This window comes from Bacteroides clarus (assembly GCF_015555825.1).
GTDB classification, from domain to species: Bacteria; Bacteroidota; Bacteroidia; order Bacteroidales; family Bacteroidaceae; genus Bacteroides; species Bacteroides clarus.
In genome coordinates, this window is the sequence record NZ_JADNLF010000001.1 from 272,546 (window position 1) to 294,992 (window position 22,447).

At 45.1% G+C, this 22,447-nt stretch carries 15 protein-coding genes and 1 tRNA gene; 2 read left to right on the plus strand and 14 right to left on the minus strand.

All coding sequences use genetic code 11. From position 1 onward, the window contains the following. The first annotated feature begins 6 nt into the window (after positions 1–6). Positions 7–2,457 (plus strand): pectinesterase family protein, encoded by a 2,451-nt coding sequence (locus I2F54_RS00980; protein WP_195500336.1) that lies wholly within the window; start codon positions 7–9, stop codon positions 2,455–2,457. 140 nt (positions 2,458–2,597) lie between these two features. Here the strand turns inward: I2F54_RS00980 and I2F54_RS00985 are convergent, their stop codons facing one another. From I2F54_RS00985 to I2F54_RS00995, 3 genes are all read right to left on the minus strand, one after another. Then, positions 2,598–6,941 (minus strand): hybrid sensor histidine kinase/response regulator transcription factor, encoded by a 4,344-nt coding sequence (locus I2F54_RS00985; protein WP_195500337.1) that lies wholly within the window; start codon positions 6,939–6,941, stop codon positions 2,598–2,600. A 124-nt stretch (positions 6,942–7,065) separates the two neighbouring features. Then, positions 7,066–8,202 carry a hypothetical protein gene (locus I2F54_RS00990; protein ID WP_009122107.1) on the minus strand — a complete coding sequence of 379 codons (1,137 nt, stop codon included), beginning with the start codon at positions 8,200–8,202 and terminating at the stop codon, positions 7,066–7,068. Between the two features lie 57 nt (positions 8,203–8,259). Next, positions 8,260–9,222 (minus strand): calcium/sodium antiporter, encoded by a 963-nt coding sequence (locus tag I2F54_RS00995; RefSeq protein WP_009122108.1) that lies wholly within the window; start codon positions 9,220–9,222, stop codon positions 8,260–8,262. A gap of 214 nt (positions 9,223–9,436) precedes the next feature. On the opposite strand from I2F54_RS00995, the gene I2F54_RS01000 reads away from it, so the two are divergent. Then, positions 9,437–11,242 (plus strand): mechanosensitive ion channel family protein, encoded by a 1,806-nt coding sequence (locus I2F54_RS01000; protein WP_195500338.1) that lies wholly within the window; start codon positions 9,437–9,439, stop codon positions 11,240–11,242. 174 nt (positions 11,243–11,416) lie between these two features. Here I2F54_RS01000 and I2F54_RS01005 read toward each other — a convergent pair whose 3' ends face one another. The 11 genes from I2F54_RS01005 to I2F54_RS01055 form a co-directional block, all read right to left on the minus strand. Next, on the minus strand, positions 11,417–12,349 hold the full coding sequence (locus tag I2F54_RS01005) for a metallophosphoesterase (RefSeq protein WP_118045322.1): 933 nt from the start codon (positions 12,347–12,349) through the stop codon (positions 11,417–11,419). Between the two features lie 42 nt (positions 12,350–12,391). Next, the gene (locus I2F54_RS01010) at positions 12,392–15,160 is read right to left on the minus strand and encodes a TonB-dependent receptor (protein ID WP_195500339.1); all 2,769 of its coding nucleotides are present in this window, start codon (positions 15,158–15,160) and stop codon (positions 12,392–12,394) included. Between the two features lie 161 nt (positions 15,161–15,321). Continuing rightward, entirely contained in the window at positions 15,322–16,587 is a 1,266-nt protein-coding gene (locus I2F54_RS01015; RefSeq protein ID WP_195500340.1) for a class I SAM-dependent methyltransferase, read from the minus strand. Between the two features lie 258 nt (positions 16,588–16,845). Next, positions 16,846–17,592 (minus strand): M15 family metallopeptidase, encoded by a 747-nt coding sequence (locus tag I2F54_RS01020; RefSeq protein ID WP_118466919.1) that lies wholly within the window; start codon positions 17,590–17,592, stop codon positions 16,846–16,848. A 140-nt stretch (positions 17,593–17,732) separates the two neighbouring features. Continuing rightward, positions 17,733–18,542, minus strand: a complete 810-nt coding sequence (locus I2F54_RS01025; protein WP_195500341.1) for a LytTR family DNA-binding domain-containing protein — start codon at positions 18,540–18,542, stop codon at positions 17,733–17,735. Positions 18,543–18,545: 3 nt separating this feature from the next. Then, positions 18,546–19,319: a LiaF transmembrane domain-containing protein gene (locus I2F54_RS01030; RefSeq protein ID WP_195500342.1), complete on the minus strand. Its 774-nt coding sequence runs from the start codon at positions 19,317–19,319 to the stop codon at positions 18,546–18,548. Positions 19,320–19,525: 206 nt separating this feature from the next. Next, a tRNA-Ile gene (locus tag I2F54_RS01035) sits at positions 19,526–19,599 on the minus strand. A gap of 91 nt (positions 19,600–19,690) precedes the next feature. Then, positions 19,691–20,002 (minus strand): DUF4491 family protein, encoded by a 312-nt coding sequence (locus I2F54_RS01040; RefSeq protein WP_009122118.1) that lies wholly within the window; start codon positions 20,000–20,002, stop codon positions 19,691–19,693. Between the two features lie 74 nt (positions 20,003–20,076). Beyond that, on the minus strand, positions 20,077–20,541 hold the full coding sequence (locus tag I2F54_RS01045) for an Lrp/AsnC family transcriptional regulator (RefSeq protein WP_004291634.1): 465 nt from the start codon (positions 20,539–20,541) through the stop codon (positions 20,077–20,079). A gap of 240 nt (positions 20,542–20,781) precedes the next feature. Beyond that, positions 20,782–21,645: an FKBP-type peptidyl-prolyl cis-trans isomerase gene (locus tag I2F54_RS01050; protein WP_022218535.1), complete on the minus strand. Its 864-nt coding sequence runs from the start codon at positions 21,643–21,645 to the stop codon at positions 20,782–20,784. A gap of 13 nt (positions 21,646–21,658) precedes the next feature. Further along, entirely contained in the window at positions 21,659–22,252 is a 594-nt protein-coding gene (locus I2F54_RS01055) for an FKBP-type peptidyl-prolyl cis-trans isomerase (protein WP_195500343.1), read from the minus strand. Positions 22,253–22,447 lie beyond the last annotated feature (195 nt).

Genomic DNA, 22,447 nt, shown 5'->3' on the forward strand with positions numbered 1-22,447 from the left:
ATTGATATGAAATTTACATCTTATATATACACTCTTTTAGGTGTTCTTTGCCTTTATGCATGTTCTGATGAAGACAACAACGGAGTAGCTTCATCGGACAGCAACGGCGTGGTGTTCTCCGCTAATATCGGAGAATACCAAACCCGTATCGCGACCGATGGCGGAAGCTGGGCTAAGGGAGACCGTATAGGCACTTATATGTACGCTGCAGGGACGGAGAATTTGATGACATTCTCCAATAATGTTCCGTACACCTGCCAGAATGAGGAGCAACTTGCCACCTTTAAAGCCGATAAACCTTTGATGTTTCCTGCGGATGGGCAGGAAGTTTCTTTCAAAGCATATTATCCTTATGTAGAAAACATCAATGAATATCTTTATCCGTTGGTGTTGGATAATCAGCAACAAGGTACCGCTCCTTATGATTTGATGTATGCCGTATCGGACGGCACACGCGCTCGTACCCGCGAAGAGGCTTCTTCGATGGTGCCGCTTAACTTTTCCCATTGTTTGGCGAAGGTTATTTTGAAGCTGACCGATAAAGAGGAAAAACCGCTGCAAGCGGATGGAGAACCGATATTTCAGGGTATGAAAACACATGTGACATTAAATCTGAAGAGTGGAAATCTTTCTGCGCAAACGGCTACCGCACCTATTCAGGCTTTTCTGAATACAGATGAAAACAGTATCGAAGCGATTGTCTTTCCCGGCGAACTGACTGATAACTGTGTGGCCGAATTCTCGATTGACGGCAAAGCTTATAGCTGGATGTTCAAAGATAATACTGCCGGATTGACTTCTCTGGAAGCAGGGTATAAGTATGTCTTTTCTTTGAAAATTCTTACCGAATCGGGTACAATAGACGGCGCGGCGGATGTGGAACAGAGCGGCAGTTCTTCCACTCCGTGGCAGAATGAGACGACCACCGGAATAGCCACAGCTTCCCAATACAAACTTTATCCCTGCGATAAGGGAGCTTTTGCCGATACTGAACTGAAAATTACGTTTACAGGAGAAACGCCTCAGTTAGGCACAAGCGGTTCTATCCGTATTTATCGGGCGGATAACCCTGCGGAACCGATAGATGAAATCCGCATGGATGAACGTCAGGAGCCTATTTCGGAAAATGGCGGTACTAAGTTTAATACCTGGATGGACGTTATCGGTTCGAGCGATCGTAAACTGATTGTGAACTACCATGCTGTAAAAGTGGATGGCAAGGAGGTTATTATTAAACCTCACAGTCGTAAATTGGACTTCGATACCGACTATTTTGTACTTATAGACAAGGAAGCGATACAGCATGACGGATTCAAAGGTATCACTACTTCCAAATGGTTTTTCACTACCCGTCCGGAACCGGAAGTGAAAACTACAGTCAGTGTAAGTCATACGGATGCGAATGCGGACTTTTATACTTTGCAAGGCGCCGTGGATTTCTTTACAAGAAATGCAGTAGAAGGTGAAAAGACCATTATGCTGGATGAAGGAAAGTTTGAAGAAATTGTCAATATCCGTAATTTGAGCAACCTTACCGTTAAGGGAGCCGGAGCGGATAAGACCGAGATACAGTCGGACAATAACAACAACTGGAATCCAGGTATCAAAGACGGTTGCGACAGCGGCCTTGCCGATGCTCTGAAACTGGGAATGGATATTCCCTATGTCGACGGACGTAATCAGGGCGGCGGAAGAGCCGGTGTATTGATAGCCGGAAAAGCGGATAAAATTCGTTTTGAGGATGTCAGTATGCGTTGCCTGTATCCAACGAAGACGCAGGCGGAAGTGTTGTGCATTCGTAACAAGAGCGATAATGCCACGGCATTTGTACGCTGCAGATTTTATAGTCAGCAGGATACATTATTGCCGGGTGGCGGTTATAACTGGTTTTATGATTGCTATGTAGAGGGTGATACCGATTTTATCTGGGGAGGAAACTCCGCATGCCTGTTTGAAAGCTGCGAAGTCGAAATGATAACCTCCGGTGGGCGTGGCTTCAATGCGCGTGTTAAGGCAAATAATATCGGTTATGTATTTTCAGAGTGTAGTTTGACCGTTGCAGAGGGAGTGACAAAGTGCCGTTTGTTGGAAGGGTCTGATGGCACCGGAATGGTTGATAATATAACATTTGTCAATACTACGATTGATAAGGAGTTTTTCAGCGGCGGTATTAATTCTGAGGATAAGTCGATGGTTCCTATTGCAGGCTATGATGATATTCGATATAATGATGGAAATAATGTTGTATCACTCGGTGAAGACACCGGCATCAAAGACGGTTGTAAAATGTATAACTGTACGTACTATGATGGCGAAAATAAGAAGTCTGTACAGGAAAGCGGTGTTTATGGAGCAGATAGAATACATACGCTTACCCTTGAAGAGTACAATCGATACTTTAAAGACCGCTCTACCGTTTTAGGTGGTTACGCAGACACAACATGGTTCACTGAATAGTTTGCCGACACTTGTTCCTACTCTCTTCCCTGCAGTGATTTACTATTATAAGCCTTTTAATTGCATATTAAAAGGCTTATAATATCACATTAAAAGGCTTTTAATCATATCTCACTCGTAATGCCTGTCCGATATCACGGTTATGGCTGCTTCTTTTCTTTGTATTCCGAAGGGGTTACCCCTACAATCTTCTTGAAACAACGGCTGAAGTATTTCGGGTCATTGAATCCCGTCATATAAGCAATCTGCGAAATATTATATTCACCGCTGTCGAATAACTGTGCCGCTCGTTTGATGCGTATCTGGCATATAAAATTCACAGGCGACAGTCCTACTATTGATTTTAGCTTCTGATAGAAGATAGTTCGGCTCAACAGGAGTTTTTCTGCGAATTGTTCGATGGTCAGATCCGGATTGTCCATCTGTTCTTCCATGAACTCCATAACTTTTTCCATAAACAGTTTGTCGTGCGGGGTTATTTGCGGCTGTGACGGTTCCGGAATGTCATCCGCCAAAGCTACGTCCTTGCCTGCGGTTAGCTTGGCCATGTACATCTCTTGCAGTTCTTTGCGCTGGCGTAAAAGAGAGGTGATACGGATTTTCAGGTAAGTGGAACTGAAAGGTTTGGTGATGTAATCGTCGATTCCGTGTTCCAATCCGGCGATACGGTCGTCCAAAGAAGCCTTGGCGGACAACACGATGATAGGAATGTGGCAGATATTATTGTTTGCCTTAATCTGCCCTATCATCTCCAGACCATCCATTATCGGCATCATAACGTCGCTGATAATGAGATCCGGCACATTGTCGATGGCACGTTGCAATCCTTCTTTTCCATTGGAAGCGGTTATCACATTATAGCTGCCGGACAGACTGCTCTTGAGGAAATGCCTTAATTCATTGTTATCCTCCACCACTAATATGGAATTACAGTCGGAATCAGTCATCTCCGTTTCTTCCATGTATGCGTTTTCTCCGTCTAAGCCGTTGGCTGCGGAAACGGTTTCCTGTTTGTCGTCATCCAATATGAACTCGGCTTGCATGTCTTCTTCGAACACTTTCTGTTGCAGGGGTAAGGTTACGGTGAAAGTACTGCCGACGCCCGGCTGGCTGCTTACCTGAATGCTTCCGTGGTGCATTTCCACCATTTCCTTTGCCAATGACAGGCCGATACCGGAAGAGGGCTGTAGAATGTTCTGTTTCACCAAAGACTCGAAACGTTGGAATAACACACGCTGCTTGTCGGGCACAATGCCTATTCCCTCGTCTTTCACTTCTATATCGACCGATTCTTCTTTCGGGATAACCTTTATGGTAATCGCTTTGCCGGGAGACGTATATTTGAATGCATTGGATAGCAGATTAAAGAATATTTTTTCAAATTTGTCCTTATCTACCCATCCGTAAACAGACTGTACGGGTGTCACCAGCCGGTAATCCATATTTTTCTCTTTGGCGATTAGTTTGAAGTTGTCCATTGATTTCCGTAACAATGAAATCAAGTCTTTCTTTTCTACCAACAGCTTCATTTTCTGGTTTTGTATCTTACGGAAATCCAGTATTTGGTTCATCAGGTGAAGCATGTGCTCGGTGTTTTGATGCACTACGGTAAGATATTCGCGCGCGGTGGGCGAGAGCGGTTCATTCTCCAGTACTTCTGCGACGGGACTGCTGATTAGGGTTAAAGGTGTGCGCAGCTCATGAGAGATGTCGGTGAAGAAACGCAGTTTGATGTCGGTGAGCTGTTTTTCCATATCTACCCGGTGACGCAGGCGGTATATGTAGAATAGCACATAAATAATTGTTGCCGTGAAAAGGATGAATAGCATGGAATAGAACACCCATGCCCAGTAAGTTTCCCAGAAAGTGGGGAGCACTCGTACGGGAAGGGAATATATGTTGTCCGTCCATACACCGTCGCTATTGGTGGATTTGACCTGGAGACGGTATTCTCCGGCCGGTAGGTTGATGTAGCTTGCCGAACGGTTGTTGCCGGCTTCATTCCACTCTTTCTCCAATCCTTCCAGACGATAAGCATATTGAATGTGCTCGGGAGCGACATAATCAAGGGCGGCAAACTGAAAAGTGACGTTTCTTTGCGATGCTTTTAACTCCAGCTCGGCCAGATTGTCAATCGACTGCTCAACCGGATGCCCCTGTATCCTGAGGTTGGTAAAGATGATTGGCGGTACATAACTGCTTTTTTTCATCTTGTCGGGCATTACTTCCAAGAAACCTTTATCGGTTCCTAAAACAATTTGGTGACGGGCGTTTATTACGGGTAAGGCTTCCGAGAAATTGAAGTCTTGATAAGTTGAATTTAGCTGATAGTTCTCGAACGTTTCTTTATCATGGTTGAACTTGGACAATGCTATCTCGGACACGAACCATAGCTGACCGGAGTTATCTTCTATCATGGAAAGCATTAAATCCGAAGCCAATCCGTCCTTCTTGTCATATCCTTTGAATTGGATATCCTCTCCAAGCAGTGGTCCGGATATGATTTTATTGACTCCTCCGGTAAAGCTCATTACGTACGTCGTATTATGCCTGTCTGTGTAAATCTGCATAATATCGTTTGCGTTCAGACTGTGAGTATCACCCGTCCGGTGATTGTTCCTGTAAAATTTGATTTCTTCGGGACGCTTGAAGTCGCTCGCAAACGTAATTAATCCACTGGTGGTTCCTACAAAAATAACTCCTTCGGGGCCACCTGCGATGTTACGTATTTTTGTTCCATAGGTTGTGGGGTAATTTTTCAGTTCGTTATTGCAGTTGATAAATTGTATCTCTCCATTTCCGGTTTGTTTTATCAGGTTCAGGCCGCCGCCGAAACATCCTACCCAGATACGTTTACGGGTGTCCTGGAAAATGGTGTAAACGTCGTTGCCGCTAATGCTGTAAGGCTCTTCGGGGTTGTACTGATAGTGATGAACGGAGTATTTGCCGGTATCTTGTTTTTTTAGCAAATAGAGACCGGAACCTTTGCTTCCCATCCATATGTGGTGCTCTTGGTCTTCCATGAAATCATAGATATCTTCAAAAAAATGCGCCTGTTCCTTGATGATATCGCCTTGTTTGGAAAGATAGCCTTCCAAGTTCCCGTCGGGAGCATATATGCGGACATGGTTTGATTTTGATGCGCTCCAGAGCCGCCCGCCGCTGTCGCGCAGGAAAGCGCGTGTTTCGGCTTCATGATCGGTTTGATTGAAATGGAAACTTTGCGGTGAGAAACTTAATTTGTAGACGCCGCGCGCACTGGCCATCCAGGCATTGCCTTGATTGTCGATGGTGTGAACTCGGACTAACGGGCTGAAGATGGATTTGGGATGATTTATATCTATTACCAATGGTTTGAGTTTCTTTTCTTTTCTGTCATAATAGGAGAAATTTCCTTCGGTGGGTAACATCCATAAGGTGTTTGTGTTGTCTTCAAAGATTATTTTACGGCTTTTGCGTTCATGTTTAACCAACTCGTCCCGGGGAGTAACCAGATGCTCTTTTTCATTGGCGGCCATGTTGAGGCGGATAATGCCCGGCGTATTCGAGAATACCCAGATATCTCCATGTCGGTCTTGGTAGACGGATTCTACGTAGTTGGAGTGTTGAGTGGGAGTTTGGATGTTTATCTGACGGAACTTGTTGTTGCCGGGGGTATAGAGTATGAGTCCGTTATCTGTTGCCAATGCCAGCGTATCTTTTCCGATGATTGTCAGATTGGCGATGTTCCGGTACGGATAGGGGACATCTATGAATTTCAGTTGGCGGGTTTTGAAATCATAGCCGGCCAGTTTGCCGTGTTCGGCGGCAAGATAGATGTTTTCTTTCCATTGGATGATGTGACGGAACGGGAAGTCTGTGTCCAATGTCTTTTTCCCGACGATAGTGATGCCTTTGTCGGTCAGTACCCATTCGTCTTCTTCGGAGTCCTGAAAGACCGTATAGACTTGATTGCCTTTCAGGTTGCCATTGAAGATGGAATAAGGCGAGATGCCTTTTCCGTCCTTGCACTGTTGCTCGTCGGCACGGTAAGTATATCCGTCTTTACAAAGTATCCAGGCAATTCCCTTTTTCAGCGAGAGAATACGTATGACATGGTTCGAATGATTGAGAGACCGGGTAAGCGGTTGGAGGACGTCTATGAATTTCTCGGTTTTGACATCGAACAGGCATGCTTGTCCGTCATACGTAGTACACCAGATATCGCCGTATTTACTTTCTACAATGTTGCCTATACGGTTACTTTCGAAAGAGTAGGTCGTTTCTTGGAATATTTTGTAGTTTTTGAACGTGTAACCGTCAAACTTGTTTATCCCATTCCAGGTACTGAACCACATAAGCCCTTTTTGGTCTTGCAGAATACTCATCACGTTGCCTTGTGCAAGGCCGTTACTGACTGAGAAGTATTTAATCTGGCATACCGGTTGGGAAACAACGGATAACACGACTGACAGAAAGAAGAAGAAAAAGCTAAGCCGCTTCATAGTCATTATTTTAAAGTTTAAGCAAAAATAATGAAATGCGTTCAGAAGAAAAACAGAAGGGTGGATTTTACATAAAAAATCCACCCTTTCCCTTATTTTGTCCTCTATCTTACTATGTTGCGCCTTACTTTATAGCTTTGACAAACGCTCTTCTACGCTTATGCTGTTCGGTCTTGAAGTATTCCCATTGTGCCTGTACCTTGCCGTTCAGTTCCAGTTCCGGATTGCTTTCCGCAAACACGAAGCCCAATTTCTGATAGACAGGGATTAAATCGGAGAATAGCAATGCGTTTACGCCCTTGTTCTGATACTCGGGCTTCACGGCTACCAGCAGCAAATCCAGCATTTTGGCGCGACGTTTCATAAACAGGGCTTTCAGCAGGTGATACCAACCGAAGGGCAGCAGACGTCCATGAGACTTCTGCAAAGCTTCTGACAGGGAAGGCATGGAGATGCCTACCGCCACCAGTTTGTCTTCGGCATCTGTAACCAGCGTCACCATACGAAGGTCCAGAATAGGCAGATACATTTTTACGTATTGATCAATCTGGCGTTGTGACAAGGCGGAATAGCCATACAGCGGACTGTATGCTTCATTCATCAGTTCAAAAATAGCCTGTCCGTAGTCGCGGGCAATCTTCTTGGCGGAAGAATACTTTTTGATTTTGAGGTTATATTTGCGCTGGATGAGTTCTGAAATGCGCTTATGCTTGTCGGGTATGGCATCCGGAATATAAATCTTGTATTCTACCCAGTCGGCGTCTTTCTCGAAGCCCATGCGTTCCATGTGTTGCGGGTAGTAGGGGTAGTTATAAGTGGTTGCCATTGTGCTGAGCTGGTCGTAACCTTCGATAAGCATACCTTCCGCATCAAAATCGGTAAAGCCTAACGGACCCTGTATGTGGGTCATACCCCGCTCTTTACCCCACTCTTCGACGGTACGTATAAGGGCTTCTGATACTTCGGGGTCGTCGATAAAGTCAATCCAGCCGAAACGTACTTCTTTCTTATTCCAGGTCTGATTGGCTTTATTGTTGACAATGGCTGCTACGCGTCCTACGATTCTATCATCCTTATAAGCAAGAAAATAGTCGGCTTCGCAAAACTCGAAAGCGGCGTTTTTCTTCTTGTTGAAGGTGTTGAGCATATCATCGTAGAGGTCGGGTACTGAATACGGATTGTTTTTGTATAGTTTGTAATTGAAGCGGATAAACTGTTTCAGCTCCTTTTTCGTAGAGACCTTTTTAATTGTAATTGCCATAGTTGTATGTTGTTATGAGTGGGCAAAGATACATGAAAATCTTTAAACTACGCTGCCTTACAGGCTATAAATGAGGAATGCCGTATATGCAATGTAGCAAAGTACCATAATGCTTCCCTCGATACGGGTAATGGTGCGTTTGGCAAAGAACAGTCCGAAGAGCCAAAGCAGAATGCCCGACCCTACCAGTACCCATAAGTCCGAGTTGGTAATGCCCGTCAGGTGTAAAGGTGTGATGGATGCGCTACAACCTAATACGAAGAATACGTTGAACAGGTTACTGCCCACTACGTTGCCAATGGCTATTTCCGGGTTCTTCTTCAAGGCTGCTACAATGGATGTGGCGAGCTCGGGCAGTGACGTTCCGCCAGCCACAAGCGTCAGTCCGATAACGGACTCGCTTACTCCCAGACTGCGTGCAATGCCGCTTGCGCCGTCTACGAAGAAGCTGCCGCCGGCAATAAGCGCACCGAGGCCACCCAAAATGTAGAGAGTGGATTTCCAGAGCGGCAATTGCTTGATATTCCCGTCATTACCTGCCGTTTCTTCGGGGGTACGCGAGGCAATGGCAAAAGTGTAACTCAGGAAGATGGCGAAGAAACAGAGTAACAGCAGTCCGTCGGTAATGCTGAGGATGTTGGCTTCGTCTCCATTCAGAAATACGTCGTTGGCACAAACCAGCAAAGCTATGGAAGAGAGGATGCACAAAGGAATTTCTTTTTGCAGCGTATTCCGGGTCACGGCAATCGGGGCGAACAGTGCGGTACAGCCTACAATCATCAGTGTATTGAAAATGTTGCTTCCTACGACATTGCCGATAGCTATATCCGCGCTTCCTTTCAAGGCGGAAGATACGCTGACCGTCAGTTCCGGGGCAGACGTTCCGAAAGCGACGATTGTCAGTCCGATAACGATGTTGGGTATACGGAAACGTTGGGCTACGGACGCAGCTCCGTCCGTCAGTCCGTTGGCACCTAATAGAATGAGGAGAAGTCCTCCTACGAGTAACAGAATGTTCATGGAATCTATTTTTGCGGGCAAAGATAATGTAAAATTCCGATTAAGAGAGTTTAAGAGGGAGTCCGTTTTACTTCTGCGGGAATGAAGAATTTGTTTAAACCGATAGCGGAATGGAATGAACAGGCTCATTTTTTATGAAATATGAAAAACATTCTGTATGTTTGACGTTTTATTTAAAGTAACCATATTATAACAACCAATAAAATATTTTGAGATGAGAGGGATTCGCGCCTTGTGGCTGATGCTGATGTTACTGACAGCCGACGGAGTTTCTGCCCAATTGGTAGAGAAAGTGCTTCGCGCCATAGAAGGAGACAGCTTGGCTCCGGTTACAACGATAAAGGCAGACTCGGATTCTGCGGTATCACTGTCGGCAATCAAGCAGGAGTTGGAAGCAGCCCGGCTGAATGAAGCCAACCTGCGTATGGAAATGGAGCAACTGAGGCTTGCCAGCTATGCGGCCGACTCCGTAAAACACTTGCAGCAGAAACAGCGCATCGACTCCCTGCGTAAGGTGACTCCCGGCGTTCCGGTGGTGGTAGAGGGAGATACGCTGTTCTATCTCTATGCCAAGCGTGGCGGCCATACTCCCCAGCAACGTGCCGAGATGGATGCCGCTGCCATATTGGAGTTGGGCAAACGCTTTAATCTGCGTCCCGATTCACTGTATATGGAAAGCAGCGATATCGTTACCGACCTTATGTATGACAATAAAGTCATCGCTTCCTTTATCGACCAGGACGGATTGTGGGAGAACTGTACCCGTGACCGGTTGGCTGCCCACAACCGTAAAGTGATTGTCGATAAGTTGAAAGAAATGAAAGATGAGCACGGTCTGTGGCAGTTGGGCAAGCGTATCCTGTATTTTGTCTTGGTGCTTGTAGGGCAATATTTCCTTTTCAGACTTACCATCTGGTTGTTTAAGAAACTGAAAGTGCGGATACAGAGGTTGAAAGATACTAAGTTAAAACCTTTCTCCATTCAGGATTACGAATTGCTGGACACGCAGAAACAGGTTAATCTGCTTATTTTCCTCTCGAATCTGCTGCGTTATATCATCATGTTCCTTCAATTACTATTGACGGTTCCGTTGTTGTTTTCCATCTTTCCGCAGACCAAGAGCCTGGCATACCAGCTGTTTTCTTATATTTGGATTCCGGTAAAGAGTATCTTTACTTCGGTTGTGGAGTATATACCCAATCTGTTCACTATCTTTGTGATATGGTATGCGGTGAAGTATTTGGTGCGTTTTGTCCATTACCTTGCCAATGAGGTGAAATCCGAGCGGTTGAAGATACGCGGCTTTTATTCCGATTGGGCTGAACCTACTTTCCACATCATCCGTTTTCTGCTCTATGCTTTTATGATTGCGATGATTTATCCCTACCTGCCCGGTTCCAAGTCCGGAGTATTTCAGGGCATTTCGGTTTTTGTAGGATTGATAGTTTCGCTTGGGTCAAGTACTGTTATCGGGAATATTATTGCCGGTTTGGTGATTACTTATATGCGTCCTTTCAAGTTGGGCGACCGTATTCAGCTGAATGAAACGACGGGTAACGTTATCGAAAAGACTCCGCTTGTCACCCGTATCCGAACGCCGAAGAACGAGGTGGTAACTATTCCGAATTCTTTCATCATGTCCTCGCATACCGTCAATTACAGCACTTCTGCCCGTGAATACGGTTTAATTATTCATTCAGAGGTAAGTATCGGTTATGATATCCCTTGGCGGCAGACGCATCAACTGTTGATAGAGGCTGCACTGAATACGCCCGGTGTGATAGACGATCCGCGTCCTTTTGTGCTGGAAACCTCGCTTAGCGATTGGTATCCGGTGTATCAGGTGAATGCATATATCAAAGAGGCCGACCGTTTGGCGGATATTTATTCTGATTTGCATCAGAATATCCAGGACAAATTTAATGAAGCGGGTATCGAGATTATGTCTCCGCATTATGTGGCTACACGTGATGGAAGCCAGAGTACGATTCCGAAGGACGACTTGCGAGGGAAGAAATAATTAATATGCTATAAAACAAAGGCTCGTTTACTATTTATTTCTTTCAGGCACGGGATTACACGGAAAAACACGGATAAAATTAAAGGGGAACCGTGAAAATCTGTGTAATCCGTACCTGAAAAGAAAGCATTAAATGTTTTGCCTCTTATAAATGGAACTTATTTCTAAAAAGAATTATTTGCTGCGTGTCACGGTGTGCAGCACATTGCCTTTCTTGTCAATCATGCGCAACTCCAATGTCTTTTTATTGGCGGACACAATGGAAAAACCGGGTTCGGGACTGCAAAACACAGTACCTTCAATGGGACTGACTTTACGGCTGAGCGAACCGGCGGAGTTGGTGATGTAATCTATATCGCTGCCCGGTACGCGGACGTGCTGGAAGTTATGGATGTGTCCGCAGATATACATATCTACTTTGTGTTTGCGGAGTATCGGGTCGAGCCGTGATTGCATATCCCGGCGTTCGCTTCCGTCTTTCGGCGTTTCGGCATAAATGGGGTGATGTCCGGCAACGATTACCCAGTCTTCTTTAGCGGTGGTCAGAACAGAATCGATCCATGCGAGCTGTTGTTTGTAATCCTGTTTGCAGGCGTCGGGATAGGTTTCTTTTTCATTGCGGTATTTGTCTATCATCGGAGCGGTATCTACCCATACCACCCGGATAGTCATGCCTTTATCTTCAAAGACTTTGGTATAGTAACGTGCGGGCATCGCCCAGCGGCGACTGATATTCGAATAATCCAGTACAGCCTGTGTATTGCCGCGATATTCATGGTTGCCCAGCAGGGGGAACCAGTCTATCATCAGTTCGGGATGGCTGTAAATCAATTCGTAATTAGTCATCCATAACGGGTCGCTGACGGACCGTACGCCTTCAAAGTGGTGTACATCGCCCGTAGCGAGTACAAATTCCGGGTCTGTACCGTTTTCCGCCATTACTCCCATGAGTTCGGCAATGGTTTTTTGGTCATAGTAGCCGTTACGTCCCAAGTCGTTGGCTACGTAGAAGTTGAACTTCTTGTCGAATATGGAATAATCGGTGATTTGAGCGATTGCCGGGTTGCCCAGCAAGGTAATGAATAATAAAAGGAATATTTTCTTCATTGTTGTTTCTTGTGTTAGATATTATTGAATGATAGTATAAGGTCAGAAGTTAATCTTTACTCCGGCATTCACCTTTACACCGTAGTATTCGGCTTGCATGGTGCGGTCTTTCGTACCTTGGTAGTAGCGGAGGGGCTGGTTCAGCAGGTTATTGGCTTCGGCGTAGAATGTTGTCTTGATTTTCTTTCCGAAGGTATAGCTCGCGTTGGCATCCATATAATTCACTTTGTCGTAGTAACGGTCGTAGAAGGCGCTTTCACCCATTTCATCAATAAAGTCGGAAGCGAAATTATAGCTTAAACGGATATTTAGTCCGGCTTTCTCGAAATAGAGCGAGGCATTGGCGGTATGTGTCGGTGATCCCGGCATGCTGAGGCCTTCTTCATTCTCGCGGCCTTCGAAGTTGAAATCCTCTACACGGGAGTGTGTATAAGTATAGGTTCCGTAGAAACCGATACACTTCAAGGCAGGGGCGATAAAGCCGAAATCGCGTTGGTAAGAGAGCTCTACACCGAGCAGGTTGGCGTTACCCGCATTCTTGGGTTGCGTGAAGCGAGTATATACATTACCCTGGTATTCGTAGTTGGTACTGATTTGGTCTACGATGAAGTCATCGATTTTCTTGTAGAAAATACCGGCACTGACCAGACCGATGCTACGGAAATAATAGTCGGCGCTCAGGTCGAAGTTGTAAGACATGGTCGGTTTCAGTTCGGGATTTCCGATAGTGATTTCATTGTCGGAGCGCTTGATGTTTACGCTCGGTACAAGAGCCGAATATTTGGGACGTGACAATGTCTGGGTGAATGAACCGCGTACTTTGAAGTCTTCGTTTACGTTCCATTTTACGAGCAGTGAGGGTAAGAAGTTGATGTAACTGTTGTGTTGGCGTTCGGTTTTACCGGTGATATCCTCGTCCGCATCATATGTACGTCCGGTATAGGCTAAGTCGGTGTTTTCGATGCGCAGACCGGACATCAACTCTACGCGGTCTGTTATTTTCTGGTCGAAGCGGATATAACCGGAACTGACGGTTTCGCGAGCTTCGAAGTTACCTGCCAGCTCTTCCTGTACTTGTTCCTTTTCAAACAATGAGGCGTTGTTCAGGTCTAATGACCCGGTGTATTCCTTGCCGGCATAGATTCCTGTCTGGTATTTGCTATTGGGCATGAAGTGCTTGTTGGATTGGTCAACAGTATTTTTAAGGCTGTTTTCCATAAAGGCGTCTTCGTCCAGCGGAGAGTATTCATAGAAATCCACCTCCTTGTCTTTGGTTTTACGAACCACCTTTGCGCCGAATTTCAGTTTATTGCCGTTCTTGAACGGAAGTTTGAAGTTGGCGGAGAATTTCAGGTCTTGTTCTTTGATGTCTTCTTGTTGTTCGGTCAGTTCTTTCAGACTGAATTCGTCATTCAAGGTCATTGTAGAACCGTCTTTGGGAGAAGCAAAAGGTTGACGTTCGTTGCTCAAGTCCATATTGAATTTCTGTTTCTTGAGCTGGAAGTCGATGTAGCGTTCGTTGGGGCGTTCTTCGCTGGCTTTGGCGTAACTTGCGTGCCAATCCATGGCGAGAGGTCCGAAGAGATGTTCGCCGCCGAGGGCGAAGTCCATCGTGCGCTGGCGTTCCAGACGGGCATTGCGGTTATCGGGTGTTCCGGCTTTGGTTTGTATGCGTACGGTGGCACTGCCATCCGGCTCAAGGTCTTTCAGGTTGGTGCGGTAACGGTTTTCCCAGTCGTTGCGGTTGTTGAAAATACCCTTGAAAGTAAGTTTGTGGTTGGTGTCGATGTCCCAGTCCAAAGCAGCGGAGTAGCTTTGGCGTTCGCGGGTTACATAATACTGGCGTATCTGATAGTCGTTGACATACACCTTTCCGTCTTCATCCTGCTCCCATGTAAATTCGGTGTCGTAGGAACCGGAAGGGGAATTCTGATAAGAGGCTGATACCATCAATCCTAATTTGTCGTTGAAGAAACGGTCGCCGTAGGTAAATCCCAGATTCAGTTGCGCCTTTTCGCTAATCCAGTTGTAGCCTGTTCCTGCGGTGGCTGCAATGGTGCGCTTGTAAGGCGAGTTCTTGGTAACCAGATTGATAGAGCCGCCAATGGCATCGGCATCCATATCCGGGGTGACTACCTTGTTTACCTCGATAGTCTGAATCATGTCTGCCGGAATCAGGTCGAGCTGTACGTTGCGGGTTTCACCTTCGGCAGAGGGTACGCGGTTGCCGTTGATAGTTACGGAACTTAAGTCGGCGCTTGTTCCGCGAACTTGTCCGAAACGGGCTTCCCCCTGGTCGTACTGTACGTTGATACCGGAGATACGTTTCAAGGCATCGCCGATGTTGGAGTCGGGGAATTTACCTACCTGGTCGGCGGATACTACATTGGTAATTCCCAGATTGCTCTTTTGGGCGTTGATGGCACGGCGCTGTCCCTGAAATGCGCCGCCCACAACCACTTCCTGAAGTTCGACCCCTTCGTTCAGTACCACGTCTTTCTCTAAAGTACGTCCGGCGGGAATCGTGATTTTCAGCTCTACGGGCGAGTAACCTACGTAGCTTACTTTCACCGTATAAGTTCCCGGGTCGAGGTTGGGGAATGTGTAGAAACCGTTGACGTCGCTCGTCACGCCGGTGTGTAGTTTCTCGATATAGATTGAAGCGCCCGGGAGAGTTTGCTTTGTTACATCGATGATACGGCCGCGTATCGTACCTTGTTTAACGATATTTGCTTTTTCATCGGCCATTGTCGTGTTACTGGCCGTTGCGAATAGGAGCAGGAATAAGAATGCTCTTACAATTTGTTTCATACCTGTTATTATCTGTTAATAATTTGCGGCAAAAGTACAGGTATGGAGTTACGTCTGTTTTACGGGATTTTGAAGAACCGATAACAATAATATTACAATTAAGTTGCAAATCGGATATACCGGTTCCACGTCTTTATGTTTTACTGCTTTTTGACTATATATCAGGGTTGTTTACAGGCAATCAATAGTTTTTTTTCATCGGCAAGGGTAGTTGCAAACAGATAGATATTTCCACCGTCCGCCAGTTTCAGGCGCTTTCGCAGTTCGGCCACGCTGGTGGGGAAGTTACGTACTGTGAGGTTGGCTTTTTTTTCCGTACCTATCAGTTCTTTAAGCCCTTTCTTGTTGAGGCTGCTACTGCCGGTAATGCGGAACCTGCGTCCGGGAAAGTCCGGTATATATGCGTCGGAAGTGTAAAGGTGGCTGTTGGGATGCAGTTTCTCTACATTATATATGGATGAAATGCTGCGGAACGCTCCGGCTTTTAGGATGGATGCATTGGGCTCGTACAAGTATGCTTTCAATATGGAGGTATACGGGCATGGATGCTCTTTCTCCTGTTGGCGGGTGAACAGAAGGTTTTGAGCCTTTTGCGATGCTGTGAGATTGGTGCAGTGAATAGGAATTTCCTCGGAGGATAAATTTATTTCGTGCCCTAATACGAGGAGAAGCTCTTTGCATTCGTTGTTGACAGAAACGACATGGGCTGCCTGTACATGTTTCAAATCGTGCAATGCGAGAGTTAGATCCAACATAGGAGACAACTTAACCAATACGTGTGACGCTTTCTCAAGCAGTAAGTCTTCCAAAGCGGACACATCAGGTTCGCACTCGCTGATAGCTATCGTTTTACCTCCATGCCCGTCACGTCGGGCGGGGTCTATGAATATCCAATCTACGGGTTTCATCTCTTGCAGATGGTGAATGCTGTCTTCATGGCAGACGGAAATGTGGTTCAACCCTAAGGCGGGAAAATTGTGCCGGGCAATCTCGCAAAGTGTTTGCTGGCGTTCCACGTAAGTAGCTTTCCGGAAGCAGGAAGATAAAAAGGCGCAGTCAATGCCGAATCCGCCTGTGAGGTCGGTGACGGAATTTCCCGATACGGGAGTGGCATTTTCTTCGGAGCTCTGTTGTTCAGGTTTCAGCAGACGGTTTATAATCTCCGCTTTATATCGTGCAGTCACCTCGGAGGAGCATTGCTCCAGAGAAAGGTGAACCGGATAGAGTATCTTCTCGTTTTCGGCCCATGCAGGTATCTTCTCTCTGGCAATCTGCCAGCCGGAAATTTGTGTGATGGCGGCAGGCATATCTACCGAGGGGTAACGGTGTGCCTGCAAAGCAAGGAGTCTTACGTCTTCCCGGCGGTGTGTACGGATGAAGTGGAGAGTGTCTTGGCTGTGTATTTCGGTCATTCGTGTCTTTTCCATTCTCGGTAAATTTTTCAAGATAAGGAACTGTATTGTCAAATATATCTTTTTATATCTCCTTTCTAAACGTGAAAATGTCCATTGTTCTTGTTATCATTGGGGAATAATTTGGTATTTTATTACAAAGATAACCAAAACAAACAGTTCTGCACTATATGAGGAGACTTCAATTCTTGGTTTGTATCATTTGCAAAGTTATAGTGAGGAAACAAAGTAAGACGCAGGCTGTCCGTTTTTTGCAGATAGAGGTTGCTTGGGTTAAGGGATTATTGGGTACTTTTCTTTAGCTGTCTGCCGGCTGACACGGTTAAAGTGCCACCATTCGCTGGGTAACGGGCGGAAACCGGCCTCTCTCATTACTTTACGCAAGAGACGGCGGTTCTTCATTTCTTGTTTGGTAATCTTGTTTGCTTGTACTAATTGCTCTTCTCCGGTAATATGGGCTTCTTTACCGAGATAATCTACGGGGGTACCCATTGGTAACGGCTGTCCTTGGGCATCGATGATGCTGATGTCGACCGCCAGGCCATAGTTGTGCAGGCCACCGCCCCGTGCGGGGTTGGATACGTATATATATTTGGGTGTTCCCTTTACCACGTTCCACATCTTCTGCTGGACAGACATAGGACGTGCTGCGTCGTAGACGATGAGGCTGTAATCAGGACATATCTCTTTCAAGAGTTTTTGGGCTTGCAACAGGCTTTCCATTGCTTCCGGGTGAAGATAGGCTTCATGCAAGTCTTCGTATAATACCTGCCCTGTGAAATTGTCTGCACGGGTGTACATCAGGTCTATGGCAATACTGTTATCCGCCTCGGCAATATTGATGAAGCCGAGTGAATCCAGATAAGCCGCCATTTTGCTCTTGGCAGGGAGTACGGAGCATATGGTGTCTGTATAAATATCTTCAGTCGTAGCGGTTTGTATGGAAGGATGTTGCCGGCATCCGCCCCCAATAATAGCCGATATGCAGATGAAGAACAGGTATCTTGCAGATTTTATCATATTTCAATTCTCCTTGTGACGGACAAAGATAATCGAAATATGATAAAGCAGGTCTTATTACAGCTAAGGATTTATGGTGATGTAAATAGCTGTGGCGGTAGCAGAGGGGATGGTTACCGAAACTCCGGTTCGTATTTGATTTATATACCCAGACGATCTTTCAGTAATCGGTAACCGGTAAGGCTTACCCGTAGCTTTACTCCGTTCTTTAGTATCAGCTGATATGTTTCTTTGCCAAAAAGTTCAAGACGGGATATTTGCGTTATATTCACAATACTTGAACGATGAATACGAACAAAGTTGTCTGCGGGTAAATGTGTTTCAAGATATTTCATGGTTTGCTCCTTAATATATTCTCCCGTGGAGGTTACCAATGTGGTATAATCTCCGCAGGCCTGTATATATAGCAGTTCTTCTACTTTGATGATATGTATCCGGGAACCGTCTTTTACAGTAATGCGGTCGATGGGTTCATCTCGTACTTGTTCTTCTGTGGATATCTCTTCGTGTTCGGGGATGGGAAAGTTTGCCTCTTCCGAAGGTACGTTTCCTGCCTGTTGGAGATGATACCATAAAAGTATGGCTATCCAGGCGGGGATACCGAACAAAAGGCGAAAAGGTATGGTATAGGCAAATGGTATGTATGGCATACCTGCAATTCTTACCATGATGTCGCAAATCATGAAACTTCCTGCCAGCCATAATAAAATGACTGTTACACCGGTTATGATGTTCGTTCTGCACATGGAAACGGTGCCTACTATAAACCATGACAGATAGGATAGTATTGTGAACCATCCAATTGTGGTAATTCCGTCTATTAGGGCGGGTATCCAGTCTGTGTCGGTATAACATCGGAGCAATGCGGTTTGAGCAATCACCAGAAAGAGTGAAAGTCCCAGTGCCGGAGTCCAGCGATAAGGGTAATCTGTTATCGGATGTGCTTCCATACGTCAATCTTTTATTTCTATGCCGCCGAATGATATATTGCCCCGGATGACGAGTACAGACCATTCTTGTTTGGTTTCCGCTCCTTTCCAACGTTTGTCCTCGCAACCGCCGCAGAAGCAGTTACACTCTATTTGTACTTTCCAGTCTGAAGGGATGAACAACTCGATTCCGCCCCAGTTGCAGTTCAGGTCTATGTAGGTTTCGCCGGAGGCTATGTGTGTATGGCGTAAGTCGATTGTTGTACCGCCGAAGTAGGTGCGTATATTGGCTCCTCTAAACAGCTCATCCAATACTACATGGCGTACGGCGCTGAGCGAGTTGTTTGAGTATAGAAAACCGTCTTCCGATTGGTATTTTTGTTCTCCTTGTGTTCCCGTTCTTGCATTTGCCATTTGTTGCATCATTCTGGCATGTTGCATTCTACGGTTTTTCCAATGTTTGCTTCGATGGGGGCTGATGACAAAGATTCCGGTAAGGATAAGAATCAAAGGCCAAAGCATTGCTTGGGAGTTATCGGGGAATAACATGAGTTTGTTGCCTAAAAGATAGATGCCTGCCAATAGTAAAGTACCGCCCAAAAGATAGCGTTGGCGTATGATGGTGTATGTACCTACTATAATAAAAAGGGAGTGCCACGCTACCAGAAGGTTGAAATATTCTTCGGTTATCATCCCCGAATTGCGGGCAAAGAGTAATAATCCGGTAAGGATAAGGAGTGAGGCTGTCAGCATTTTGCCATAACCTTTGTGAAACGGGAATTTCTGTTTGTCTTCCATTGTTTTTGGTTTTTATGATTGTCGGCTCAAAAGTAGATTAATTCTTTATGCTGCTGAATACTTTTCGGGTGATTACGGTTGGAAAACCGATGAAAACCGGATAGAAATCGATGAATTGGGAGTACTGAATGAGCGTGTTTTCCGGTAACTCGAATAGTTTATAACTAAAAAAGGCTCTATTCCTTTCGGAATGAGCCTCTTTCTTGTGGACCAGCCTGGGCTTGAACCAGGGACCTCCAGATTATGAGTCTGTTGCTCTAACCAACTGAGCTACAAGTCCGGTGTATCCTTATCTCGGATAGCGGGGACAAAAGTAGTATTTTCTCTTGAAATATGCAAGCGTTTCAGATAAAAATGCGAATGTATTTTGTTTAGAATTTGTATGTTCGTTTAGGATTCTTGGGAAACCATCCCTTTTTTACCCGGTCTTCCTGTTCAAAGACTTCTTTGATAGTCCAGAATGATGAGAATGCGAATACGCCAAGAAGTGAGGCTACCAGAATGTTCTCGGTACATAATGAGGCTATGACGCCACCGATCCCTAACAGTAGGAAAATCCACCAGCATTTAGTTCCCCAATAATATTCGGCTTTTACTACTATGGGGTGAAAGATACCTATGATAAGGAAAGTACAGATACCGATTACAAGTCCTGACAGGTGATATTCGTTTAAGAAATCCATATTTATAAGTGATAAGGTGGTAAAATTATAGAGTGATAAAATAACAATTTTATCACTCTATTGTTTTATTTATCTTACTTTTCCGGGCAAATAGGAATTTCTTTCTTGATACTCTGTTCCAGTGAAATTAAAGTTTCTGTTGCGGTGACACCGGGAATCTCCTGCATCTTGTTATTCAGCAAATCCATTAAATGTTCGTTATCGCGTGCATACACTTTGGTCAGCATAGTGTACGGACCGGTGGTAAAATGACATTCCACGATTTCGGGAATCTTTTGCATCTCGGCGACAACAGCCTTATACATGGAACCTTTTTCCAATTTGATTCCTACATAAGTACAAGTTCTGTAACCCAAAGACTTGGGATTTACATGGTAGCCGGATCCGACAATGACACCCAAATCAATCAAGCGCTGTACACGTTGGTGAATGGCAGCACGTGATACGCCACACTCGGCAGCTACATCCTTAAAAGGAATACGGGCATTTTGGGAAATAATCTCCAGAATCTGCCGATCAAGATTGTCTATTTTTTCCATAATAGTAAATAAGTAAAGTTCTTGTTCTTATCAAATAGTAAGCAAATATAGGACTTTATTTTAATTTATCTATAAAATGGGAAGAAAAAAAGAATAAAAGTGATAATACGATAAAGTGATAGGTTAATAAGGTGATAAAGTGATAAGGGATGGAGAGGTGATAAAGTGGTAGGGTGATAATTGAATAGGGCGGTAAAGTATCATCACTTTACCGCCCTACCGCTTTATTGCGTTATCGTATTATTTTTCGATACCTACCAGTTCTACTTCAAAAATCAAGGTAGAGAACGGTTTGATTTGACCACCGGTTTCTCTTGCACCGTAAGCCAGGTCTTGCGGGATGTAGAGTTCCCACTTAGAGCCTACAGGCATCATGGTGAGAGCTTCTGTCCAACCTTTGATAACTTGGTTGGCACGGAATGTAGCAGGTTCTTTACGCTTGTATGAGCTGTCGAATTCTGTTCCGTCAATCAATGTACCTTTGTAGTTTACTTTCACTTTGCTGGTATCGGCAGGAATTGCACCGGTTCCTTTGGTGATAACTTTATATTGCAGACCGCTCGGAGTAGTTACAACACCTTCCTTAGTCTTGTTTTCTGCGAGGAATTTCTCACCGGCAGCTTTGTTGTCAGCGTATTTCTTCTCTAAAGCTTTAGATTTTACGGCATCCATTTGGGTCTGCATAAAAGTCTGAGCTTCTTCTTTGGTCATGATGCCCTTGCCGATAACTCCGGCAACGAAACCAGCCAACAGGTTCTCACGACTGATAGTTTGTGTAGAGTCTCCACCGAAAATCTGTTGGTTGAAACCTTCTACCCATTGCTTGCTTACCATTTGTCCGATTTGCAGACCTGCCATGTAAGCGGCATCTTTCTTATCTGTTTTTGTTGCACCTTCGTTGAAACCTTTCAGGAAGTCTGTCATCTGAGTGGAATCGATACCTTGTTGTGCAAGATATTGGTCCAGGCCTTCAGTACGTGCCATACCGATAGCGTAAGATAATGAGTCGATGTCCGTTTTCAGATTTGCTTTCGGACTTTGTGCAGTACAAGAAGCCAAACCGGCAGCTGCTGCAAGAGCCATGATAAATGTTACTTTTTTCATTTTGCTTTTAAAATTATTTATTTAATACTTTAAGTAGTTCCACTTCAAAAACGAGGGTACTGTGCGGCGGAATCATTTCACCTGCACCTTGTGCTCCGTAAGCCAATTCGCTGGGGATGTAAAGCTTCCACTTGGCGCCTTCGGGCATCAGTTGCAAGGCTTCCACCCATCCCGGAATTACCTGGTTCACACCGAATGTGGCGGGTTGGCCGCGTTTGATGGAGCTGTCGAACAATGTTCCGTCAATCAATGTACCTTCGTAGTGGCATTGTACCTGGTCGGTAGCTTTTGCGTATGTGCCTACGTTACCTTCGTTGATTACTTCGTACTGGAGTCCGCTGGGCAGGGTAACTACGCCCGGACGTTTTTTGTTTTCTTCAAGGAACTTCTTGCCGGCTTCAATGTTGGCGGCATTCATTTTCTGTTCCAGTTCTTCGAAGTACTTATTTACTATTTCGCGGGCTTCCGTGTGGCTGATAGCCGTTTGGTTGCCATCCAAGACGTCTTTGATTGCTTGTGCAAAGTCATCTACTGCGATGCCCTTAGCACCCATACTTAAAAGATTCTGACCTATTCCAAGGCCGATAGCATAACTGAATTTATCCATAAAGTGATTTTGTTGACGGCTGAAATGATTTCTTTTCCAGCCTATTGCAAATTAACGAATGGCAAAAGTACGTCTTTTATTTGAATGATTTTGTTTTTTTCAGATTAAAAAATCTTAGCAAGTGAAAATAACTTCCCTCTTTTCGGGTATTATTCATACATTTGTATGACTATATGAACTTTAAGGAGATATAAA